Source organism: Tenuifilum sp., from assembly GCF_037481895.1.
Taxonomy (GTDB): Bacteria; Bacteroidota; Bacteroidia; order Bacteroidales; family Tenuifilaceae; genus Tenuifilum; species Tenuifilum osseticum.
Genome location: NZ_JBBFKU010000007.1, coordinates 74,319 through 98,327 on the forward strand (window position 1 = coordinate 74,319; position 24,009 = coordinate 98,327).

Sequence of the window (24,009 nt, forward strand, 5' to 3'; positions counted from 1 at the left end):
GATTGATTAATATTGCTAAAACCTGCTTTTTAGGAATTTACATAACTCCTCAACGGCTTTTCCCCTATGGCTTATTTGATTTTTGAGCGATAAAGGCATTTCGGCAAACGTTTCGGTAAAGCCATCGGGTACAAAAATAGGGTCGTAGCCAAATCCATCGGCTCCCCGTTCCTGGTCAATGATTTTCCCCCAAACTACTCCCTCAAAAAGATACTCTTCGCCGTTAAGTATTAATGCGATAACAGTTCTAAATCGGGCCTTACGGTTTTCAACCCCTTTAAGATTACTAAGCAATTTACGTATGTTATCCTTCGGTTTTTTTGCCTCGCCAGCATAGCGTGCACTGTATACACCTGGCTCCCAGTTTAACGCCTCAACCTCAAGACCGGTATCATCGGCAAAACAGTTTTGACCTGTTTTGTTGTAAACATAGCGTGCCTTTTGCAGTGCATTATCCTGAAGGGTATCATATTCCTCGGGTATTTCGTCGGTAATACCAACAGCGCTTAAAGTAACCAGGGTAAACCTATCCCCAAGGGCATGCTGTACCTCTTTAAGCTTGTGTGGATTGTTGGTGGCAAACACAAGCGAAAAACTGCTACCGGCCATAAGTGAATTATCGGGGATTAATACTCATTACTGGTATATGCCTTGCATTGGCCAGAATATATTGCTCCTCGGGTTCAACAATATATTTACCATCCTTACTGGTTGGAGTGGTCATAATTATTATTAGGTCAGCTCTAATATTAACGGCCATGTCCAGCACTTCCTCCTCATACTTCTTAATGCCGGGAACGGTATACTCCACGTACTTGGCGCCCCTTTCATCTAAAAATTTCTTGGCCGAAGCCAGGTTTATATCAATCTGTGCCATCAGTTTGGGATCCGATGTATTGGGCTTAATAATATGGAAACGGGATAGGTAGTAATCACAGAAATACGATATCCACTCATGTTTCTCTCTGTTTTCAATGGTAAAATCCACAGGGAATACTATATCATCGTAACGCTTGTTAACCGGTGGTTCCTGTATGGTTATAAAGGGAACCTTGCAGCTGGTAATTAGCTTCAGCACCCACGAAACCTTATTCTCATCCATCTCCTTTACGGTTGATGAGCCCATAATTACCATACTTGCATTTATTTCATCGGCTGTTGAAGCTATGTCGGTCATGTAGTTACCTACTTTGACTATCGATTTTGGAGTAACAGCGTACTTGCTCTTTACCGATTCGATAAGTGAAGCCATTTTACTTTCGGCTTCAGCAAGTTTTTCTGGCTCCGAAACACAGTGTAAGATGTGAATTGGCTCCTTAACAACTTCAGAAACCCTTATGGCATGCTGCAGGGCAAACCATGCAACTTCCGTAAAATCAGTTGGAACCAAAATTGATTTTTTAGCAGTCATAATTGTCGTTATTTGGCTTTTCCCCTAAAACATTACGTTCATAAATCACCTTCAAATTTAATCAAATTATTATTTTTATTGAGTTCAAAAGAAATTTGTTTAAACAAATTGTTAAAATATTTGATAAAGATTCGCAATCGCTCTATCTTAGTATGTGAAATTTTTTGCGTTTTACCAAATGGCTTTCCTTTCAACCCTAATAGCGTTTTCTTTATTGGCAGTTGCAACTCTTGCTGCAATGTTGCTCTATGTGCGTTACTACTACACCAAAAAGAGTTTTGCCCTACAGCAGAAGCTCTTTGTTAGAACTGAGGAATTACTCAGGGAAAGACAGAAAACCGAAAACCTGCTTTCACGGGTTTTGCCCCGCGAAAAGGCTAAAGAACTAATTGACCAGGGAAAGGTTGATGCACAAAAATTTCAGATGGTTACAGTTCTCTTTGCCGATATTCAGGGCTTTACCAGAATAACCGATGAAATTAATGCCGATTCACTCATTGACCAGCTCGACAGGCTTTTCTTTGAATTCGATAGTATAGTTGAAAAGTACGGTATTGAAAAAATTAAAACCATAGGCGATGCCTATATGTGTGCAGGCGGCATTCCCCATCCAAACAGAACCAATCCTTTTGAGGTGGTTGCAGCAGCAGTGGAAATGATGGGTTGCATGCAAAAGTTAAACCAGCAACTCAATAACGGTAAAGAAATCTGGGAGCTAAGAATTGGCATCGATACCGGGCCTGTTATTGCCGGGATTGTTGGTCGTAATAAGTTGACCTATGACATCTGGGGAACCACAGTAAATATTGCTAGCCGAATGGAATCGGCAAGTGAGCCCGGAAAAATCAATATTTCAGAAAACACCTATCTGGTTGTTCGCGATCTATTCGAATGCAAATTCCGGGGAAAAATTCCAATCAAGAACAAGGGCGATGTTAACATGTACTTTGTGGAAGGATTCCTTCCAAAATTTTCCGAGTCCAGCAGGTATATCCCAAACAATGATTTTAGGGTTGAACTTCAGCTTGTAAGATTAGCCGATCTGGAAGAATTTGTTCTTGAGAAGTTGGAAAAAGGACTCCCAAAAAATCTTTACTACCACAATTTAAAACACACTGTCGACGTTTATACACAAGTTGAACTTATTGGCCGGGCCGAAAATATAACTAATGAAGATTTGCTTTTAGTTAGAACAGCTGCCTTGTTTCACGATATGGGCCACTTAATTGACTATGCAACGCACGAGGAAATGAGCGTGAAAATGGCGCATGAAATATTGCCCCGCTATGGCTATACTCCCGAACAAATTGCTCGGGTTGCTGAAATCATTATGGCTACCAAGTTACCCCCAAAACCCAAAAACATCCTGGAGGAAATAATTTGCGATGCCGACTTGGATTACCTTGGCCGAACCGATTTTATACCCGTATCGAATGCCCTTTACAAGGAACTCCATGAGCATGGCATGGTGGGTTCCTTACACGATTGGAATTTGATACAGATTGATTTCATCCAGAAACACCAGTATTTTACTAAAACAGCCCGTAGATTAAGGAATGTAAACAAGGATGTTCAGCTCAAAAATCTTAAGCGATGGATGAACGAATTAGAAAATGATACATCTTTGTAGTGATTTTTACATTTTTTTGTATTACTTTTACTATTTTGTTAAATATTTGCTATTTTGCATAGTTAAAGTTGAAATACTGACCAAAAGTTCCGGTTATGGATAATATTAAAAAAATCATTCTGGTTCCCTGGGATTTTACCGAAGGTTCCGAAATTGCCTTTCAACATGCCCTTCAGCTCGCAAAAGCCGGAGGTAATGAGATCATGTTGCTAAACATCATCCCACGTGCCTGGATTATTGACTCCATATACCGTAAGGTAAATTTCAAGAAGATAGAAACCTATAATGCCAAAATTGAAAAGGCTGCTTCGGAGCTTGAACATAAGTATGGTTTTAAACCACAAACCCTTGTCCTGGAAGGATACCCCAAACGTATTATCAGAGAGTTAATTCTTACAGCCCATGTTAACCTTATTGTAGCCTACTATGCCTATAAATTTGGCAGTAAAGAGCATCGCATATCACGATACCTTAAAAATCTATTTTTCAAGGATACAACCCTCCCCTTCATTGTAGTCAGCAAAGCCCCAATCCACTCACACTATATTGAAATTGTAATTCCCGTAGATTACGACCGGAAGTTTAAGGAAGCAGTTCACTGGATTATTTACCTTGCCAAGTACTACAAGTGTAACGTTAACCTCATTAAGCCTTTCCTAACCGACGATGGCAAAAAGAAACAGCTGGCCAACAATATCTACTTCACCAAAAAAATGCTCGATGGGGTTAATATTGTTTACGGTATTAAAACCGCCAAGAAAAAGGGAACTTTTGAGGAGGAAGTTTTCCGCTTTGCCCGCACAATTGAAGCAGACCTTGTTCTTATCATGTCCGACAAGTATGACGATTTCCTCGATAGCAAGCAGGAGGCTAAACTTGATATCCCTGTAATGTGTGTTAATCCTCGTATTAGAAAGTATCAAAGTTTTTATTAATAGGTTTTTATGAAACTACCAAGAACGATGCTTTTAACTTCAATCATGAAGTTGTCGTTAAAAGAAAAAATTATTTTTCTATTCACCGGAACATCGTTTCTTATTCTTTTTTTCCTTCTTTTCCTAAATAGCGCTAGGTTTAACCGTCTATCCATTGAAACAGCCAAATCGCGCATTTCCCTTTTAGCCGATAAGGAGGTAAAAAAATTTGAGGCAACACTGGAAAGGGATATGTCTGTTGCACGCACCATTGCCTCGTCAATGGCAGTAACCATAAAAGAGGGGAAAACATCAAATATCCAGGAATACAACAATCTCTACACCAACATACTTGAGCAATACCCCGATGTACTTTCCGTATGGGATAGCTGGGAACTTAAATTTGTTGAACCCGGATATACCTACGAACACGGCCGCATTAAAAATTACGCGTGGCGCGAAGGCGGTAAGATACTGGCAAATACCATAAGAACTGAAAAAAATGAATCGTCAGCGGAGTATATTACTCTAAAAACAAACAAAGCGGAAAGTTTGGAGGAACCCTACTTTGACAACTACGAGGGACAAACCGAAAATATTCTGATGACCAGCGTTATTGCTCCCTGCATTATCGATGGTAATTTTGCCGGGGTGGCCGGGCTCGACATTCCCCTTTCAAACTACCATCAGGTTGTTAAGAGCATCGTACCCTTCAAGGATAGCTACGCTTTTATCATTTCTCCTCAGCTAAAGTTTATTGCCCATCCCGATAAGGATTTGATTGGCGACGATGCCCTGTTTTCCTACGAGTCCATATTTACTCCACATGGCGTTCAGGACAAGGTTATAAATGGCGAACCCATTGAATTTGAAGCAACAGATATCAACGGAAAGTTGTCATTCTTTACTTTCCGCCCCATTTCAGTTGGTAAGTGCCCACAACACTGGTCTTTTGTACTGATTACACCGCGCGAAACCATTTTAGCAGAGGCTCGCCATGTTTTTTGGACAACCCTTACTTTTGGTTTAATAGGCATTTTGTTGCTTTCTGGCTTTATTTACCTTATGACCCTTAAATTCCTTATCAATCCAATATCTAAAGTTACCCAAAATTTAGAGCGCCTCTCTAAAGGTCATGTTGACAACAGCATGATTGTTGATGTTGACAACAAAGACGAAATAGGCACCATGATTACCCACCTGAACAAAACCGTTGAGGGCCTTTACAAAAAAACCGAGTTTGCTAAACAGGTTGGCATGGGTAATTACGACACCTCACTTGAACTCCTCAGCGATGAGGATGTTTTGGGTAAGTCGCTGATTGAAATGAATGAGAATCTCCGCAAGGCAAGGGAAGAGGCGCTAATCAGGCAGCGTGACGAGGAAAAACGACGTTGGGTTAATGAGGGTTTAGCCAGGTTTGGCGATATTCTCCGACAAAATAATAATGACATTGAGGCCTTAAGCGCTAGCATTGTAAAAAATTTGGTTGGTATTCTTAACGCCAATCAGGGCGGACTTTTCATTTACAACGATGAGAACACCGATGAGCCCTACTTTGAGCTAACTGCCGCTTACGCCTATAACCGACAAAAATTTATAAAAAAACACATCCTTCTTGGGGAGGGGCTAGTTGGCACCTGTGCTCTTGAGAAGCAAACAATTTATTTAAAAGATATTCCTGAAAACTACATAGCAATATCCTCAGGGCTTGGAGAGGCAAAACCACGCAACCTGCTTATTGTACCCCTAAAGGTTGAGGATAAAATATTTGGCGTACTTGAGCTGGCATCGTTCAATGAGTTTGAGGACTACCAGATAGAGTTTGTTGAAAAGGTTGCTCAGAGTATTGGGCAAACTCTCCAGTCCGTACGAACTAATATTCGTACAGCGGAACTCCTGGCTAAAACACAGCAACAGGCCGAGGAGATGAAGGCTCAGGAGGAAGAGGTTAGGCAAAATCTTGAGGAGCTGGAGACCATTAAGGAGGAGCTAGAGAAGCGTACTGCCGAAATGGAGGAAAACCAAAAACAGCTGGAATGGGAAAAATCGCTGTTGGACTCCCTGCTTAACTACCTTCCCGATAAAATCTACTTTAAGGATCTAAAAAGTCGATTCATTAAGGTAAGCAAATCAACCCTCGAATTCTTTGGAATGTCAAAGCAAGAAGAGCTTATCGGTAAATCCGACTTCGACTTCTTTACTGAGGAACACGCCCGCCCTGCTTATGAAGATGAGCAACGAATTATTAGAACCGATACGCCCATTATCGGTATTGTTGAAAAGGAGGTAATGAACGACGGTAGGGTAACCTGGGCTGAGACCTCAAAACTCCCTCTAAAAAATTCCCATGGCGAAACCATTGGTACTTTTGGCATAACCCGCGACATTACCGCTTCAAAAATGATGGAAGAGGAAATTTCAAAGAAATCCGAAAAGGAAGAAGCCTTTCAGCGCGACCTTGAGAAAAAAGTGATTGAACTTGAAAACCTCTATAAAGCCATAAACGATTCCGCCTACGTTATTGAGTATAGCCCTGAAGGGAACGTTATCTTCATTAACGAGGCTTACCTTCAGCTGCTTAACCTTAACGCCGATGATGTTATTGGAAAGCACCACTCCTACCAAATGGAATTTACTGATGAACAGCGTAGAAACTACAAACAGTTCTGGGACGATCTTAATAATGGCATTGTTAGAAAGGAAACTTCAAAGTTCAGCATTAACGATAAAACCTACCTGTTCTACGAAACCTACACCCCAATAAGGGATGCTGAAGGGAATGTGGTCAAGATCATGAAAATCGCTTTCAACGTTAGCCATTTGCTATCCGAGAATCAAATATAAGACCGGGTTTACCCGGTTTTTTTATCCTGTAATCTATGTTAAGCTGGAAAAAACTTTTAAGCCCAATAAGAACGGGCGAATCGCCATCAAAATCGACTATTGACTATACCCGAACCAACTTTCAGCGCGACTACGATAGGCTGATCTTTTCCTCCCCGTTCCGGCGTTTACAGAATAAAACCCAGGTTTTTCCTCTCCCGGGTAGCGTTTTTGTGCATAACAGGTTAACCCATAGCCTTGAGGTCTCCAGTGTTGGCCGATCGCTGGGGCGGAGCATACTAAACCTTTTATCAACCGAAAGGTTTGAGTGCCCAGCACAGCTAATTGCCGATATTCCTACTATTGTTTCGGCGGCTTGCCTTGCTCACGATTTGGGAAACCCTCCCTTTGGCCATAGCGGCGAGGATGCCTTTAGGCATTTTTTCTCCAACCATCACATTCCTGAACTTGATAGTTGGGAGGCAAGCGACCTGCTCCGGTTCGAAGGAAACGCAAATGCTCTCCGCTTGCTTACCCACCAGTTTAGGGGCCGACGAACCGGCGGTTTCCGTCTTAACTATGCAACCCTTGCCTCAATTGTTAAGTATCCTTACCCTTCAACATTGAAAGAAAAAAAGTTTGGTTATTTTAAATCTGAAGCCGATGTTTTTAACGAGATAGCCAGTCAAACGGGTCTTATTCAGATTAGCAATGGAAGATATTGCCGTCATCCCCTGGTTTACCTGGTTGAAGCCGCTGATGATATTTGTTACCAGGTGATGGATATTGAGGATGCGCACAAGCTAGGAATTCTTTCAACCAGTACTGTAACCAACCTTTACCTCTCCTTTTTTGACGATGAAACCACAAGTAAGAAGAAAGATATTCATGAAACCCTTACATCGGTTAACGATATAAACGAACGCATTGCTTACCTAAGAGCTGTTACCATCAGTAAACTTATTGAGCAATGTTCTTCCAACTTTTCAAAAAGCTATGACCAAATTATGTCTGGCCAGCCCGTAAAGCCGCTTATTGACCAGATGGAAGGAGCATCTGCAAAGGCAATGGACGAAATTCGGAAGGTTTCTGTTAACCAGGTTTACAACCATTCCAAGGTGGTTGAAATTGAAATTGCTGGCTTTACCATTATTGGGGAACTACTCGATATTTTCACAAGTGCAGTTCTTGAGCCTACTAAGCCGATTTCAAAAAAAGCCCTCAGGCTGATACCCGAACAGTACCTTGCTGAAAGCTCCGATAATTACTCCAAGGTGATGGCTGTTGTTGATTATATTTCAGGCATGACCGATATTTATGCCCTTGAAACCTATCAGCTTTTTAAAGGGATTAAACTACCCTCGCTTTAATCTTACTTCTCGCGGCTTACCATATAATCTGCTAGGAGCAATAGTGATTTCTTATACTCCGAATCGGGAAATATTTCAAGTGTTTGTTTAGCATTATCCCTAAACTCAAACATTTTTTTGGAGGCATAATCAATTCCGCCCTTGTCCTTTGCAAAATCAACAATCTCGGCAATGTTTGCTTTCTTCCCACCATTTATTAGTCTGATAATTCGTCTCCTTTCATGGGTATCGGATTGGGAAAGTGCATAAATTAAAGGAAGTGTAAGCTTGTGTTCCTTAATATCGTTACCGGTAGGCTTGCCTATTAACCCTGATGGCTGGTAGTCAAAAAGATCGTCGCGGATTTGGAAAGCCATGCCCAGATATTTCCCAAATTGGTAAATTCTGTCAACCATATCTTTGGTCGCATTGGCTGATATTGCGCCATTGGCGCAGCACGAGGCTATCAGCGATGCCGTTTTCTTTCCAATGATATCGTAGTAGGTTTCCTCATCAATATTCATCTTTCTGGATCGTTCAATCTGCAAAAGTTCGCCCTCGCTCATTTCCTTTACAGCACTACTAATCACCCTGAGCATCTCAACCTGACCATTTTCAATAGCAACCAGCAAACCCCGCGACAGGATAAAATCCCCCACAAGTACTGCTACCTTTGAACGCCATAGGGCATTTATTGAAAAAAATCCCCGCCGTTCATAAGCTTCATCTACCACATCATCGTGAACCAGTGTTGCAGTGTGAAGCAATTCAATCATCCCTGCAGCCACGTAGGTTGACTGGTTTATTTGGCCACAAGCCCCAGCGCTCAGAAATACAAGCATTGGCCGTAACTGCTTGCCTTTCCGCCTCACAATATAGTTAGTTATCAGATCGAGCAATTTTATATCGGAGCCCATGTTTTTTCTGAAAAATGGCTCAAAATCATTCAAATGATTACTTATTGGCTCCTTTATCTGGTTTAGCATAAATCTTTATCTATTAAAGGGCAAATTAACCAAATTTCGCCCATACTAAACACTGTTTACCCTAACAATGTTTAAAAAATTGATAAATACCAATTGGTGGTAAAACAAAATATTAATATATTTGCATGTGTTTAATATGATTGAAATTCAGAACAATAATGGTACAGGTTGAAGAATTGAAGATTGAGCAGCTTGAGCAGGCTGCAAGCATGTTGAAAGCTATTGCCCATCCACTCCGAATTGGAATTATTAGCTTGTTGGAAAAATCGGGGCAGTTGACCGTTACCCAAATATATGAAACTCTTGGTATAGAGCAATCTACTGCATCGCACCATTTGGGTATTTTAAAGGATAGGGGTGTACTTTCATGCAAGCGTGAGGGCAAAAACACTGTATACTTCCTTCGGAATGAGAATCTGGGTAAGATACTTGACTGTGTAGGAAGGTGTACTGTTTAATAATTAAATTATGACCACTTTTGATATCATAATTGTAATACTACTATTGGTTGGTGCAGTTAGGGGTTTTATTAGTGGCCTAATTATGCAACTCACATCGCTGGCAGCGCTTTTACTTGGCATTTGGGTAGCAATCCGGTTCTCCGATTTTACTGCTATGCTTTTAATGGAAAAGGCTGGTTTAACAGGTCAGTACATTCCTTTAGTCTCATTTGCCATTACCTTTGTGGTTGTTGTTATTGCTGTTCACTTTACCGGAAAACTAATCGATAAATTTTTTAACCTAACCCCACTGGGTATAGTTAATAAGATTCTTGGCTTGGTTTTCGGTGTACTGAAATATGCATTAATAATAAGCGTAATTATTGTTTTTGTTGAAAAAGCCAATCAGCGGTTCAACTTTTACTCTGAACAAACCAAAAATAAATCAATGCTATTTAAGCCCCTTTCAAAGCTTGCCCCTAGCATTTTCCCTTACCTTCACTTTGAATCGATTTCTGAGCGCTTAAAAGCGAAATAATGCACCATTTAGTCAGATTCATTTCGGCTATTTACTTTAAATGAACTATATTTGAAGGCCAAATCATTTGGCCTTTTTTGTTTAATCACTTAAAATGGTTTGCCGTGAATTTTGTAGAGGAGTTAAAATGGCGGGGCATGGTACACGACATGATGCCCGGAACCGAAGAGCAGCTTACTAAGGAAATGACTGCCGGATATATTGGCTTTGACCCCACAGCGGAGTCGCTCCATGTTGGTAGCTTTGCACAAATATTGCTTCTAAAGCGGTTTCAGCTAGCAGGGCACAAACCAATTGCACTGGTTGGTGGTGCAACCGGTATGATTGGCGACCCTAGTGGAAAATCGCAGGAACGTAACCTGCTCGATGAGGAAACCCTACAGCGCAACCTGGAGGGTATTAAACGTCAACTTTCAAAGTTCTTGGATTTTGAGAGCGGTAAACCCAACTCGGCTGTCCTGGTTAACAACTATGACTGGATGAAGGGTTACGACTTTCTTAGCTTTATCCGCGATGTGGGGAAGCACATCACTGTAAATTACATGATGTCCAAGGACTCTGTTAAAAAACGACTTGGCGAGGAGTCCAAGGAAGGTATGTCGTTTACTGAGTTCTCATACCAGCTTGTTCAGGGGTACGATTTCCTTTGGCTATACCAAAACATGAACTGTAAGCTGCAAATGGGTGGTTCGGATCAATGGGGGAATATCACTACCGGAACAGAACTCATTCGCCGTAAGCTTAGCGGCGAAGCCTTTGCTTTAACCATTCCGCTCATCACCAAAGCCGATGGCACTAAATTTGGGAAAACCGAGAGTGGTAATGTGTGGCTCGATGCACGCCTCACTTCACCATACAAGTTCTACCAGTTTTGGCTTAACACCTCCGATGAGGATGCCGAAAGGTATATCAAGATTTTTACCCTGCTCGACAAAACCACCATCGATAGCCTTATTGCTGAGCATAAAAAGGAGCCACACCTACGTAAGTTGCAAAAAACACTTGCCCGCGAGGTAACTGTTATGGTACATTCCGAGGACGACTACAACAAAGCAGTGGAAGCATCGGAAATGCTATTTGGCAATGCCACCACCGATATGCTTAACCGGATGGATGAGGATACTTTCCTTTCCGTTTTTGAGGGTGTTCCCACCTTTGAGGTTAAAAAATCGGAGCTTGCCAAGGGTATTCCCTTTTCAGTTCTTGCTGCCGAAATCACAAAAGTATTCCCATCAAAAGGGGAACTTCGTCGCCTGGTTCAGGGTGGAGGGTTAAGTATCAACAAGCAAAAGGTTGACAATCCCGACATCACAATTGGTGCCGAAACACTACTCAACGGCAAATACATACTTGTTCAAAAAGGAAAAAAGAATTACAGCATTATACTTGCTGTTGATTAATTCCGTTATATATTTCGGAAAATTTTTGAAGGCTTGCAGCATTGTTTTACGGCAAGCCTTTGGTTTTCATTAGGCAAATTATGAAATTTGGATATCAAGTATTCTAATTCATCAGCTATGGACAATAACGATATTAGCATGGACAAATCAATGCTTTCCATTGCTCAAACCATATGGAATGGCCGAAAAACGATAATTACTGTAGGAATTATTGCGGTTATAATTTCCACTTTTGCATCGCTTTTAGTAAAAAATCAATATAAAGCCACTGCAACCATATTCCCTCCGGTGGCAAATCAGGTGTCCAAGGAACTGATTACCGAAAATAAACAGGAAGGTTTAACAACCTTCGGCGAAACCGAGGAGATGGAACAGTTCCTTCAGGTTTTAAGTTCACGTACCTTAAAGGATAAGGTAATTTCAAGGTTAAACCTCCAGCAACACTGGGAAATCGACTCCACATCAAAGGGATTTAGGTTTAGGAGTTACCAAAAATTTGATGAACAAATCAAAATAAAACCTACTCGATATCAAAGCATCAATATTGAGGTTTTGGATCGTGACCCTGAATGGGCAGCCAAAATTGCTAATACTGTGGTTGAGTATTCCGATAGCCTTATGCGTTCAATAAAAGCTCAGGTGGCCGTTAACGCATTAAAAGCATTGGAGAAACAATATTTAATGGTTGAGCAGGATTTAAACAGCTTACAGGATTCACTTGCTGCAGTCATGACAAATGGCGTTATCGATCCCAAGCGCCAGGCAGGCCAATTCTACAAGGAATACCTAAACGCACTTTCAAAGGGCAACAAATCTACACTTTCAATTTTAAATAAGGAGGTTGCAAAGCTTGGTGGTTTTGGAGCAAAACATACACGTTATACTTTTGAAATATCCGATCTTTCAACACAATTAAACGAGTTACGAAAAAGCATTGTTGTTGCTAGAATTGAGGCAAATCAGGAGATACCCACCCAGTTCATTATCGACAAAGCCGATATACCCGACAAGAAAGCCTATCCAAAGCGCAGTATAATTGTTGTAACCTCAACCTTAGCGGCAATAATTTTTGCAATTTTTTTGCTTTTCCTTCAGGAGTATCTTAAGCGCTTAAAAATATAATTGTTGATACCTTTTGCAGGATCAGCTTACCCCGCTAATGGATATCATTAAATCGATATTAAGCCATATTAAAGATAAGTGGATAATTGTTTCCAGCTTAATCTTCATTTTAATAAATGCTATTCTGATAGGAACTGAGCGCGATTTTTTTGTAATTCTACCCATCATATTTATTTTTTTACTGGCTTACCTATCTTTCCCCTTAAAATTCTACTTGGTTTACTTATTTATAAGCCCGCTCTCCATTCCTCTATCGGAATTTTTCCAGGAAATATCCATTGATTTATGGTTACCATCGGAGTTAATGCTTGTGGCATTAGCTCCAATTGCCTTAATTATGCTTCTATCAAATAATCATCAAAACCGTTGGTTTACTTGGCATCCTGTACTGCTAGCTATTTACTTTTTTTTAGGATGGATAGTTTTAACTTCCATTACCAGTTCAATGCCCTTGGTTTCCCTAAAGTATTTAATTCTCAAAACACTTTACTTCATCGTACTTCTATATTTACCCTTCATACTACTTGTTAAGGGGAATATTACATTCAAACGATTTATTGCTTTCTACTCCATAGGTTTGTTTGTAGTAATTCTGTTAACTCTATCAAAGCAATGGGAATATGGTTTGTTCAATAAGTTTGTAGCCCACGGTTCATGTAATCCATTCTTCACTGACCATACATCATATGCAGCAGTTTTAGCTTTGCTAATTCCAGTTAGCATTGCTCTACTCATATCATCCAACACAGCAACGCGGAGAATACTTTTCCTTGCATTAACAATTGTACTTACTTTAGCCTTTGTGCTATCGTACACAAGAGCGGCCTGGCTTAGCATAATGGTGGCAGGTGTAGTGTGGGTTGCATGGTTGCTTAAAATTCGATTCCGATATTTAGCTCTACTGGCAATAATTTTTTTTGGGTCGATATTCCATTTCCAGGACAACATCCTAATTTGGCTAAACCAGCACAAAACCGCATCGAGCGGTGATATTCGAAAGCATATTAGCTCTATCGCCAATATTAGAACCGATGAATCGAATGTTGAACGCCTTAACCGTTGGACTTCGGCTATTAGAATGTTTAAGGAAAAACCGCTGCTAGGTTGGGGCCCCGGTACATACATGTTTCAGTATGCCCCCTACCAGGCTTCGTATCTTAAAACCCGGGAAAGCTCAAACCTTGGGCTAAAAGGAAATGCACATAGCGAATACCTGGGACTGTTATCGGAGGCGGGTCTTCCAGCAGCTTTGGCATTCATCCTCATTATTGGCATACTGTTTTACAGAGGTTTTAAATTAGCCCTAAAGTTAAAACCCAAAAGCGCTGACAGGGTAATCCTAATAGGCGTGCTACATGGGTTAATAACCTATGTTGTGCATGGTTTTATGAATAATTTTCTGGATATGGACAAGGTTGCAGTTCTTTTCTGGGGTTATGCTGCTTTAATCCTGGCCATGGAGCATTTTTACTCAAAATCGAATCCTAGAATCGAAATATCATCAAAAACATCCGCATCCGATTCCCTCTCCTGAGCAATGGTGTTTATTATTTGCTGCACATTATGGTTTCGCGAAAAGTTCTTTTCTAAAATCCTTGTGTTGTAAACCACCTTATCGCCATCAATGGTTTCAACTAGTCCATCGGTGTAACAGAGCAAAGTGCTTGACTCATCTATATTTAGAACGCCCTGATTGATTATTGGTATATCATCAATCATTCCCAACCCAACACATCCCGATGAAAGCTGAATTATTTTACCAGAATTTCGGACAAACATGAAGGGAGGATTGTGACCAGCATTAACATATTCCAGCTTTCGGGTTTGGTTGTTATAGCGGCCAATAAACATGGTAATAAACTTTTCGCCTTTAGCCGTAGCCATTACCCTCTCATTGAGTTTCTCAACCAACGCTGAAAGGCTAATATCCTTGCTGAATAACGCCCTGAGGTTTGCCTGGAAGTTTGACATTAGCAATGCAGCCGAAATACCTTTACCCGAAACATCAGCTATACAGAAACCCAGATCGTTTGGGCTAAGGGCTATAACATCATAGTAATCGCCACCTACCTCAAAGTGTGGGCTATAGTAAGATCCAATGCTAACACCATGGAATTTGGGCATATCGGCAGGCGAAGGAATAAGCATCGACTGCATACGCGATGCAAGTTCCAGCTCCTTACGCATTGCCTCCTGCTCCAAGCTTTTATGGAATAAACGCAGGTTCTCAATGGCAACAAAAATGATGATTGATAGGGTTTGAACAAAGTTCAAATGGCGGATGGTTGCACTTACCCCTTTCTCGTATTCATTGGTATCGCCTATCAGCACATACCCCACCGGTTGATTATTCTGAATTACCGGTATTATTACATCAAGCTCAAGTAGTATGGGATTTTCCGATACTCCTACAAAGGTGATCTCGTTAAAGGGGAGTAAATCGCGCTCTACATTTATATTCTCAACAACCCTTTCGGGGCAATTGCTATTAAGTAGCAGTTGCCACTTGCCCTCCTCTATCTTGTAAAGCAATATCCTGTCGATTCCTAAATCATCGTTTAGGATACGCTTAAACCTGTCGATAAGCTCCTCGGTTTTCAGCTCAGCGCTTATGGCCTGAGCCATACCTAGGAGCGCGTTTAGCTTAAACGTACTTAGTTTTAACCTATTTTGCGAGGCAGTTATCGACATAAAATAGTTTTAACCTAAAAAAATAACTTATTCCAAAAGAGGAATAAGTTACTACAAAATTACTAATAAAACAATATCCGCCTAAATTATTTTGAAATTACTTTACCCTTTCCGAGTATTCCCTTGTACGGGTATCAATTTTAATTTTATCGCCAATGTTTATAAAAAGGGGAACATTAATTACGGCACCAGTTTCAACAGTAGCAGGTTTAAGTGCTGTTGACGAGGCGGTATCGCCTTTTAGCCCAGGCTCAGTATAGGTTACCTCCATTTCTACAAATGGTGGCAGTTCGCAGGTAAGAATATTCTCATTATCGGCCTCAACCATCATTTCAACATACTGTCCCTCTTTGAGTAAATCAGGGTTCTCAATCTTGTACTCATCAAGTGATATTTGCTCAAAGGTTTCCTGATGCATGAAATGATAACCCAACTCGTCCTTATATAGGAATTGATAAGGCCTGCGCTCAACTCTTACAACATCAATTTTTACCCCTGCATTAAAGGTGTTCTCAATTACTTTTCCGTTCTCAAGACTCTTAAGCTTTGTGCGAACAAATGCTCCTCCTTTGCCGGGTTTTACATGTTGAAATTGAACGATGGTGTAAATTTTTCCGTTGAATAAAATGAACAGTCCGTTCTTAAAATCCGCTGTAGTTGCCATATAATTCTATTTTACAATGGGTTGCAAATATAGTAAAATTGAAATAATAAAAAAATTAATAACTACCTGTTAACATAAACTTTAGGTAGATAGTTGATGTGTAAAATTGATGAAATTGGGGGTTACTTCTTCTCTAGCGCAGTAAATTCGTTTGCCAGGTTCTTGTATTCTATTAAATCGCAGTAAACTGAACCAACAAAAATATCAAACTTTATTCTGATTGGGATAAAGTTTGAGTCGTTGGAAAACCATATGGTCATATCGTCCTTGGTTTTAAAAACCCTACCGGTTATAACAACAGGCATGAACTTCATGCACTTTACCAGGCCAAATTTGGTTTTTATAGTCTCATATCCTTTAAAACGGACGGTAAGAGGGTATTTCTCATCGGTGAAATAGGTATCAACCGTAACGGTTTGATCTTGCTTTAGGGGTGGAATGGTCAACATCTTGTTTCTAAGGTAGTATACCGATGAAAGAATATCCTGGCACCCCTTAACCACAACCACCTTGCCGGTTTTTGAACTTATAACAATAGACGAATCGGGGCGACTCCAGTGATCCCAGGTTTGGGTGCTGTAATGCCTGTAACGACCCTCATGAATGTTTCGGATGGAAAAGTATGGCCAATGTGTGGCTGGGTCGGTGTAGCTTTCGTAGGTATCGTTTACGTTGTAGAGCGTGTTTGCTATTCCAACTGTCCGCCCGTTTAAATATAGATGGTAGGCTGGCTTACCATTGAATACTTGCTCATTTACCTGCAAGGTTGCCTCGCCTCCATTTATAAATCCATAGTAAATCTGATACTTTAACTTTTCTCCACCTATAAATGCACTCTTTCCATTCTGGGCGTGAGCATTCATATTCAAAATGGAAATGAACACTAATACAAAACCATTAAGAATTGGGAATAATCTTATTCTTAGGGGTTGTTGCCACAAAATCCTTAAGGTAGAAGGGTTCAAAATATGCTGTATTCTCAAATTCTTCATTTTTGTATACATTTAATGCTATAGGCAGCATAAAGCGTGCCGAAGGCTCAAAACCATCGATAAAAATAGCATTTTTACTTTTAATTACATCCTTGCACTTGGTTGAGCCATTTCCAAAGAAAATAATTTTTTGGTTTTGTAAGAATTCTGCAAAAGTGTTTTCTTCAACAACTACTGCCCTTACATCGGAAACGGGCTCACCTTGGGGATTATAGAGCGCGCTGTAAACTTCCATGCGTCGAGCATCAATCATTGGGCAAAGTATTGCATCAGCAGGTAAATTGGGTTGGGATAGAGATAAACCTACCGCCATTGCCTGTAAGCTACAAACCCCAATAAGCGGTATTCCCGATGTATAGCAAATTCCCTTTGCCATTGAAACACCAATCCTTAAACCGGTATACGATCCGGGGCCTTTGCTTACAGCAACCGCACTAATTTGGCTTGGCGTTAAGCCAGCATCGGTTAACACATCGTTGATAAGGCTTGGCAACATGGTTGAATGAGCCTTGGGGTCAGAAAGCTCTCTGACCCCAAGTATTCCATTTTCATCGCCTATTGCAACTGAACAAACAGATGTTCCAGTTTCAACACACAGTATTTTTGCCATTCTAAAAAAACTGACTACTCGGTTTTAAAAAGTTCGTCTTTGTTTTTAACTTTTCTGATTAACGACTTGTCCTTAAGCTTACGCGATATTGCGCTATAGGGTGCGGTAATTACCTCCTCATCGCCCTTTAGCCCTTCAATAATCTCAATATATTGGTTATCCTGAATGCCTGTCTTTACTTCAACTATTCGAGCGGTATCGCCTTTGGTGATAAAAACAATCTCCTTCGGCTTCTCAACCTTGGTTGTTTTGGATTCAACAACGGGTTGTGTGTTATTTTCAACCTTTTCCCATTCTCCAGTTTTCTTTACAGTATCAATTCGGGTTGTTACTGCAAGTATCGGAATGGTTAGTACATTTTCCTTGGTGTTTGTAAGAATTTCAACAGTAGTGGACATTCCGGGACGGAAAGGACTGGTTTGGGAATTGGTGAGAAGATCCTTATATGATTTTTCAAGAATAAATATTCGCACCTCGAAGTTTGTAACCTGATCGGTTGTAATTCCCTGAACATTAGCTGTATTGGCTATCTGGGTTACTATTCCTTTGAATTTACGACCCAGGTAGGCATCTACCTCAATTAATGCAGTATCGGCAATCTTTACCTTTACTATATCGTTCTCGTTAACGTTAACCCTTGCCTCCATTCGGTTTAGGTTAGCAATCCGCATGATTTCCGTACCGGCCATTTGTATAGTACCCACCACACGTTCGCCAAGCTCAACGTTCAGCTTTGAGACTGTTCCCGATATTGGTGCGTAGATGGTTGTTTTGCGAAGATTTTCCTCGGCTTCGCGCAACGATGCCTGAGCGCTTTCAACGCTATAATTGGCAGCTTTTAGCTCAGCTTGTGCAACCTCGTAGTTGGTTCGTGCAGTTTCATACTCCGACTCCGATATTGCCTTTTGTTCATAAAGCTGTTTGCTTCTATTGAACGATAACTCCGACTGGGCAAGTTGGGCCTTAGCCTGAATTAACCTTGCGTTTGCAGAGTTAACAGCAGCAATTGCTCTTTCTTTTAATGAAATATATGTATCGGGTTTGATGCGGCAAAGCAGGGTTCCCTTTTCAACCCAGTTCCCTTCTTTTACTGGTAATTCAATAATTTCGCCGGAAACCTCTGAGCTGATTTTTACTTCAACCTCAGGTTGAATCTTACCATTGGCTGTAATAGCTTCAGTAATAGTTCTGTACTCAGGTTTCTCAACATAAACGGGTGTGGTTAAAGGCTTACCTATCCAACCCTTTTTCTTGGCAACAACTGCAAATACTATCAAGATGACAACTGCTCCAAGCAAGTATTTAATGAGTCCCTTTTTCATTATTTAAGTATTTATGGTTTATTAACTTCAGTTTAACATTCTCTTTGTTTAGCAAGTAACTTGCTTTCAGTGCTTTACCAAAACTATTAGCTATAGCTTAAGTGGCAATCCCTTGTAAAATTCCAGTATCTTGGTTTTGAAAATCAGCTCATACTTTGCCTGTAGCAAATCGGTTTCGGCTTGAGCTAGCTTGTTTTTGGCCGATGTAAAGTCAAGAGCTGTTACTAGTCCAAGGTTAAACCGGTTCTGGGTGTACCTGAACGATTCCTCCGATGCGGCTTTGCTTTTTTGCGATGCGTGCAATTTTTTTTCGGCTGCAATAGCATCGGCATAGGCCTGTTGAATGTCCTTGTATAATGCATTTCGCTCGCTTTCCAGCGCAAGCTGTGCATTCATAAGACCAATTTTGGCGGTAGTTACCCTGTTACGAGCGCTTAAACCATTGAATATGGGTATGCTTAAGCTTAAGCCTACCGATTTGCTCGCATTATTTTTAATCTGAGTTATAAATGGGTCGCCGTCAAATGCGTAATTATCCTGAATCCGGTACTGTGCGCCAGAATTGTAATTTGCCCCTAACGATAATCGGGGTTGTAAACCACCTTTGGCTATCTTTAGGCCAAGCTCTGAGCTTTGTAACTTATACCTCGCGCTCTGTATTTGAGGCATTATTCCCTCAGCAACTCCAAATATCTGACTGGGCGATTCTGATACCAGCTTTACGCTATCTATTTGAGGTATTACTGGTTTTGCAATCTGAAATCCTTCGGTTGTTTTTAGCTCAAGCAGCTGGGTTAGATTTAGGTAGGACAGGTTAAGCTGGTTTTGAGCATTTACAAGCTGTAGCTCATCCGAGGCCACAAGCGCTTCTACCTCGTAAAGGTTTCCTTCCGGCAAACTACCAGCTGAAACCAAAACTTTAGTCCTTTCCAGCTGCATTGTGGAAAGTTCAACCTGTCTTTTAGCAATCTCAACCAGCTCTTGCTGATAAAGGATTTGAAGGTAAAGCGAAGCTATCGTTAGTGCAATGTTATTCTTAACCTTTTCAACATCGGCAACTGATGCCTTTAGGTCGAAATGGTTCTGCTTCCGGGTGTTTGTTAGCTGAAAACCATTATAGATGGGCAAACCCGTACTAACTGAAAAACTGGTTGCCTGAGTATTCAAGGCTTCCTTAGTATTGGTGAGGTAGTTTGTTACCAAGCCAAAACTATAGGAATGATTACCATTGATATTAATTGTTGGCAATGCATCCATTTTGGATTGTAAAAGGTTTACTTCATTTACCTTTACGTTTAGCTCCTGCTGCTTAACCTGGATATTATTAGCCAGTGCATACTCTATGCAACGCTCAAGTGTCCACGGTTCTTGAGAAAAAACTACCGAGGTTAGGGTTAACAAAATGAAAATGGGGAGAATAGTTTTTTTCATACTTAAAACGTTATTTAAGAACCATACTTATGACGTTTATTTGCGGAATTAGTTTAAACAAAAATCAATACTTAAAAAATTCCTTTCCCGAAAGTAGGACTTTATAAACTACCATAGTAAAAAAGAAGTGTTAAAAAAGGTTGGCTACTAGCTTCATATAGCGTTTGGTTACCTTTTCCTTTTAAAAATCGGCAATTGCGACTCATCAAATTCCGTTTTACGAGGAATTTTTATTGTTTCAAAATCAAAACTTTCAGTATCTACTACAACCGCTTGAAATCTTCCAAGTGAGCACGTACCACAGTTTAAATATATTTTTTTACTATTCAGGTAGTAAACCTTATGCGATTCAAGCTTATGGGTATGCCCAAGTATAACCATATCGTACTTTTTAAGTAGCTTAAGGGCATACATGAGGTATTTGATAGTATTGTACTTTCGGGGTATTCTGTTAACATCATCAAAGTAATCAACCGCGCTATAAAATTTGCGTTCAACCCAACGGAAACGGACTAGCCACTTAAGAAACGAGTACATGGTAACGCTAATAAATCGGCCAAAGCGTGTGCCATTCAAAAAATCGGCTTTGTGTCCGTGCTCAATGTGTATGGTTTTTCCTGCAGAATTCTTAATATGGAAATGATCATGTGTATGAGGGACCCAAATGTCGTGGTTGCCACGGAGTTGTATAAAACCTTTTCGTTTGAAATAATCAATAATCTTAGCATTTACCTCCGCAATCTCCGTGTAGGAATACTTGTAGAGGTCAAATATATCGCCGTTTAATATTACCTTCTCAACACCATAATGCTCAATTACCCTATCAAGTGTGGACATAAAGGCTTTAGCCTTCCACCCAAAGGTGCCAAGCTTTTTACCTGTGTCGATATGCAAATCGGAAATTACAAGAATTATCACCTAAACTAATTTTATGCTAATTTAAGCATAAAAATCAACCCATAAGCACCTCCTTAACCCGTTTCATTTCTTTTTCCAATTGCTTGGTGGCATGCATGGAGTATCCCATGAAGGGAATCAATACTATGCGTATGTTTCCTTTTTCGGCATTAAAAAATGCTACTCCTCCTGCACCCCAATTTTTCCAGGTTATACCGTTATGAAACTTTATGGCGGCCCTATCATCCGATACGTTAACGAATGAATAGCTGCTTGTAAATCGCTCCTTTAACTCACTAAACTCTTTGATCGGGGTTTCTATTTGCTCACTTAATCTATGACCGTACGCAGGTTCTTCAAATGAGTCGGATTCTATATAACCTAGAGTCTTAGATAGGTTTAACCATAGTGCTCCAAAAAAGAGAAAGACAAAAACAAACCCAGCTATAGCCGACTCAATTAATATTCCAGAAAAGGATACGCTAAACTCCTGGTATCCATTAATAATAAGCTTTACCACCAAAATGGTTAAAACATAAATCAGAAAAGCAACCACAGCGTAAAATGAAAAGAAACGTTTCATCCGTACAAAATATTTATATTATTAAATGCTAACTCGTTACTCTTTTACTTTTAACAAACTTTATCGAGCGGATTGAACACCCATAGTTTGACTTCGTCGAGCTCGCAAAAAACGCTCGGTTGTTCATCTGTGTTTGTGCAAGCAGCCTTACATGGGTGTTTCATAAAATTTGGTTTAGGTTTGATTTGAAAACAAAAATAACTTCTTTCACTTAAACCATCAACCAATGCTTTATTTTTATTACACCAGATAGTACTTACTTTATATCTCAATAAAAGCCATAAAACAATTACCTTTGCACAATAAAGGAAGAACCAGATGAAGGAAAGTAAGGATTTAGAGCGTTGGTATGCCGTTTACACCAAGCCGCGAAACGAGAAAAAGGTTTACGCCCGTTTGGTAGAAAAGGGGATTGAAACTTTCCTCCCTTTACAGAAAAAACTAAAACAGTGGAGCGATAGAAAAAAATTGGTAGATGAGCCCCTTTTCCGCTCATACATATTTGTCCGTATTGACTTGAAACGTTACTATGATGTATTAAATACCCAAGGGGTAGTCCGGTATATAACTTTCGAAGGCAAAGCAGTCCCTATCCCCGACAGGCAAATTGATCAGATTAAGCAGCTGCTTGTTCAGGATATTGAGCTTGAAGCGGTTGAGGGTCAAATTGAGCCAGGCACAAGGGTTGAGGTCCGATTTGGCTCGCTTCAGGGAATTGAGGGCGAAATGGTTGAACATTCAGGTAAAAAGAAGGTGGTTATCCGAATCGATCATATCAGCCACTCGCTCCTGGTTACTCTGCCTACTGAGTATGTGGTAGTGAAAAGATAAAAAAAACAGGGTTTGCACCCTGTTTCACTATCAAAGTAATTTTACTCAAAAAGAAAATCTAAATCATCGCCAGGGTAAACCTCACGGGGTGGTTGTCCTTTCTTGAAAATTCGAGCAGGTTTAGGGCCAATCAGGCTAAACTGCACATCTTCCAGCTTTATCATGGTTCCCTCGCGGAGTCCTACAACGTATACATGTGGGTCCATTTCAACGAACTCCATAATTCTTTGCTCACGGGTTTCGCCAGCATGTCCCTCGGGGTTAGCATCCAGGAAGTGGGGGTTTATTTGAAACCGAACCAAACTGAAAGCGCTGAAACTGTCGGGTTCCGTAATTGGCATATCGTTAGTGGTGCAAATGGTAGGACAGGCAACATTTGCTCCTGCACTCCAACCAATGTAGGGCGTTCCACTTAATACTTTATTCCTTACTGCTTCAATAATATCGGTCTGCTGAATAGTTTTTAGCAGTTTAAAGGTATTACCTCCGCCTACAACTATTGCTTCGGCCTCCTGAACCGCTAGCTTTGCATTCCGATGGTGATGTATTGAGTCAACCTCAACCCCAAATTCACTGAATCGTTCCTGAACCTTTTGCTCATACTCATCGTAGCTGAACGTAACGGCGGCCCAGGGAATAAAAAGAACCCTTTTAATGCTACCTAAAAATTTTTCTATCTCCTTCTTGGGGTGCTCCAGGTAAGCCTCTCCTGCATTTGTTGAGTTGCTTATGAGTAATAGTCGAACCATGATTTTGAATTCATTTTGTTTGTGGTAAAAATACAAAAAAACTAATACCATCAAACCTTAAATGCAGCAATAAAAGCATCCTCCTTAACCTCAAGGGACTGTATAAAATTGAGGGCTATATCCTTTTGCTCTGCAAACTCCATCAGGTCAATGCTTTTTACCACTTTGCGCAATTCATTCATGGCCGATTTATCATCCGATGTTCCAAATAAGTACACAATGTCTTCGGATCGAAGGTTCGACCAATTTAAAGTGCTGCTTACGATAAAAGAACCAAATTGTCGAAATGCCATATTATCGGGGCAAAGTGTCAATATCTGCTTTTTAAAGAGAATAAAAGGATAAAGTTTGATGGAATTTTTACCTAACGACTTTACAATTGGATCATCTTTTAGATAGAGATTTAATGGTTCAATTACACCTTCGTTCAATTCTCCATTATTTTTTATGTACTCAATAACAATGTTGTATATATTGAAGTTAATGAAATCGCAACAGGTATTAGGCTCGGCAGCAATTACATAATAACAGAAGGTGTAATTTTTATCACTATTGTCCGACTAAAACGTAATTTCACCTGTTTGTTCACCATACTGCCTGATAATCAGTTGATATTTTTCTAA

The 24,009-nt window shown here is 40.3% G+C and carries 23 protein-coding genes; 10 read left to right on the forward strand and 13 right to left on the reverse strand.

The window, feature by feature from the left end; translation table 11 throughout:
• Window positions 1–15: 15 nt before the first annotated feature.
• Entirely contained in the window at window positions 16–609 is a 594-nt protein-coding gene (locus WHS63_RS03455) for a non-canonical purine NTP diphosphatase (protein WP_445203906.1), read from the reverse strand.
• 7 nt (window positions 610–616) lie between these two features.
• Complete coding sequence (locus WHS63_RS03460; RefSeq protein WP_445203907.1) at window positions 617–1,411, reverse strand: universal stress protein; 795 nt, start codon at window positions 1,409–1,411, stop codon at window positions 617–619.
• A gap of 214 nt (window positions 1,412–1,625) precedes the next feature.
• On the opposite strand from WHS63_RS03460, the gene WHS63_RS03465 reads away from it, so the two are divergent.
• From WHS63_RS03465 to WHS63_RS03480, 4 genes are all read left to right on the forward strand, one after another.
• Window positions 1,626–3,041, forward strand: coding sequence for an adenylate/guanylate cyclase domain-containing protein (locus WHS63_RS03465; protein WP_445203908.1), 1,416 nt, complete (start codon window positions 1,626–1,628; stop codon window positions 3,039–3,041).
• A gap of 95 nt (window positions 3,042–3,136) precedes the next feature.
• Complete coding sequence (locus WHS63_RS03470) at window positions 3,137–3,976, forward strand: universal stress protein (protein ID WP_445203909.1); 840 nt, start codon at window positions 3,137–3,139, stop codon at window positions 3,974–3,976.
• Window positions 3,977–4,021: 45 nt separating this feature from the next.
• Window positions 4,022–6,802 (forward strand): PAS domain-containing protein, encoded by a 2,781-nt coding sequence (locus tag WHS63_RS03475; RefSeq protein WP_445203910.1) that lies wholly within the window; start codon window positions 4,022–4,024, stop codon window positions 6,800–6,802.
• A 35-nt stretch (window positions 6,803–6,837) separates the two neighbouring features.
• On the forward strand, window positions 6,838–8,151 hold the full coding sequence (locus tag WHS63_RS03480) for a deoxyguanosinetriphosphate triphosphohydrolase (RefSeq protein ID WP_445203911.1): 1,314 nt from the start codon (window positions 6,838–6,840) through the stop codon (window positions 8,149–8,151).
• A gap of 2 nt (window positions 8,152–8,153) precedes the next feature.
• Here the strand turns inward: WHS63_RS03480 and WHS63_RS03485 are convergent, their stop codons facing one another.
• Window positions 8,154–9,116, reverse strand: coding sequence for a polyprenyl synthetase family protein (locus tag WHS63_RS03485; protein WP_445202462.1), 963 nt, complete (start codon window positions 9,114–9,116; stop codon window positions 8,154–8,156).
• 158 nt (window positions 9,117–9,274) lie between these two features.
• Between WHS63_RS03485 and WHS63_RS03490 the strand changes: the two genes are divergently transcribed.
• From WHS63_RS03490 to WHS63_RS03510, 5 genes are all read left to right on the forward strand, one after another.
• Window positions 9,275–9,574: an ArsR/SmtB family transcription factor gene (locus WHS63_RS03490; protein WP_369490860.1), complete on the forward strand. Its 300-nt coding sequence runs from the start codon at window positions 9,275–9,277 to the stop codon at window positions 9,572–9,574.
• A 10-nt stretch (window positions 9,575–9,584) separates the two neighbouring features.
• Entirely contained in the window at window positions 9,585–10,094 is a 510-nt protein-coding gene (locus WHS63_RS03495) for a CvpA family protein (RefSeq protein ID WP_445198190.1), read from the forward strand.
• A 104-nt stretch (window positions 10,095–10,198) separates the two neighbouring features.
• Entirely contained in the window at window positions 10,199–11,494 is a 1,296-nt protein-coding gene (gene tyrS / locus WHS63_RS03500; RefSeq protein WP_445203912.1) for a tyrosine--tRNA ligase, read from the forward strand.
• Between the two features lie 117 nt (window positions 11,495–11,611).
• A complete protein-coding gene (locus WHS63_RS03505; protein ID WP_445203913.1) occupies window positions 11,612–12,616 on the forward strand; it encodes a Wzz/FepE/Etk N-terminal domain-containing protein in 1,005 nt (334 codons plus the stop codon).
• A gap of 37 nt (window positions 12,617–12,653) precedes the next feature.
• Window positions 12,654–14,150 (forward strand): O-antigen ligase family protein, encoded by a 1,497-nt coding sequence (locus WHS63_RS03510; protein WP_445203914.1) that lies wholly within the window; start codon window positions 12,654–12,656, stop codon window positions 14,148–14,150.
• Here WHS63_RS03510 and WHS63_RS03515 read toward each other — a convergent pair.
• The 8 genes from WHS63_RS03515 to WHS63_RS03550 form a co-directional block, all read right to left on the reverse strand.
• Window positions 14,084–15,307: a PP2C family protein-serine/threonine phosphatase gene (locus tag WHS63_RS03515; RefSeq protein WP_445203915.1), complete on the reverse strand. Its 1,224-nt coding sequence runs from the start codon at window positions 15,305–15,307 to the stop codon at window positions 14,084–14,086. The two genes, WHS63_RS03510 and WHS63_RS03515, sit on opposite strands and share 67 nt — an antisense overlap.
• A gap of 97 nt (window positions 15,308–15,404) precedes the next feature.
• Window positions 15,405–15,971 carry an elongation factor P gene (gene efp, locus WHS63_RS03520; protein ID WP_445198195.1) on the reverse strand — a complete coding sequence of 189 codons (567 nt, stop codon included), beginning with the start codon at window positions 15,969–15,971 and terminating at the stop codon, window positions 15,405–15,407.
• Window positions 15,972–16,093: 122 nt separating this feature from the next.
• On the reverse strand, window positions 16,094–16,963 hold the full coding sequence (locus WHS63_RS03525) for a DUF3108 domain-containing protein (protein ID WP_445203916.1): 870 nt from the start codon (window positions 16,961–16,963) through the stop codon (window positions 16,094–16,096).
• Window positions 16,869–17,573 (reverse strand): tRNA (adenosine(37)-N6)-threonylcarbamoyltransferase complex dimerization subunit type 1 TsaB, encoded by a 705-nt coding sequence (gene tsaB, locus WHS63_RS03530; protein WP_445203917.1) that lies wholly within the window; start codon window positions 17,571–17,573, stop codon window positions 16,869–16,871. The genes WHS63_RS03525 and tsaB overlap by 95 nt, the downstream gene beginning before the upstream one ends.
• A 14-nt stretch (window positions 17,574–17,587) precedes the next feature.
• Window positions 17,588–18,895 carry an efflux RND transporter periplasmic adaptor subunit gene (locus tag WHS63_RS03535; protein WP_445203918.1) on the reverse strand — a complete coding sequence of 436 codons (1,308 nt, stop codon included), beginning with the start codon at window positions 18,893–18,895 and terminating at the stop codon, window positions 17,588–17,590.
• A gap of 90 nt (window positions 18,896–18,985) precedes the next feature.
• Entirely contained in the window at window positions 18,986–20,326 is a 1,341-nt protein-coding gene (locus WHS63_RS03540) for a TolC family protein (RefSeq protein ID WP_445203919.1), read from the reverse strand.
• Window positions 20,327–20,494: 168 nt separating this feature from the next.
• Window positions 20,495–21,244, reverse strand: a complete 750-nt coding sequence (locus WHS63_RS03545) for a metallophosphoesterase (RefSeq protein WP_445203920.1) — start codon at window positions 21,242–21,244, stop codon at window positions 20,495–20,497.
• Window positions 21,245–21,278: 34 nt separating this feature from the next.
• A complete protein-coding gene (locus tag WHS63_RS03550; protein ID WP_445203921.1) occupies window positions 21,279–21,806 on the reverse strand; it encodes a hypothetical protein in 528 nt (175 codons plus the stop codon).
• A gap of 318 nt (window positions 21,807–22,124) precedes the next feature.
• Between WHS63_RS03550 and WHS63_RS03555 the strand changes: the two genes are divergently transcribed.
• Window positions 22,125–22,637, forward strand: coding sequence for a UpxY family transcription antiterminator (locus tag WHS63_RS03555; protein ID WP_445203922.1), 513 nt, complete (start codon window positions 22,125–22,127; stop codon window positions 22,635–22,637).
• 41 nt (window positions 22,638–22,678) lie between these two features.
• Here WHS63_RS03555 and pepE read toward each other — a convergent pair whose 3' ends face one another.
• Together pepE and WHS63_RS03565 are read right to left on the reverse strand one after the other, a co-directional pair.
• A complete protein-coding gene (pepE, locus tag WHS63_RS03560) occupies window positions 22,679–23,386 on the reverse strand; it encodes a dipeptidase PepE (protein WP_445203923.1) in 708 nt (235 codons plus the stop codon).
• A 50-nt stretch (window positions 23,387–23,436) separates the two neighbouring features.
• Window positions 23,437–23,817, reverse strand: coding sequence for a hypothetical protein (locus WHS63_RS03565; RefSeq protein WP_445203924.1), 381 nt, complete (start codon window positions 23,815–23,817; stop codon window positions 23,437–23,439).
• Window positions 23,818–24,009: the final 192 nt, after the last annotated feature.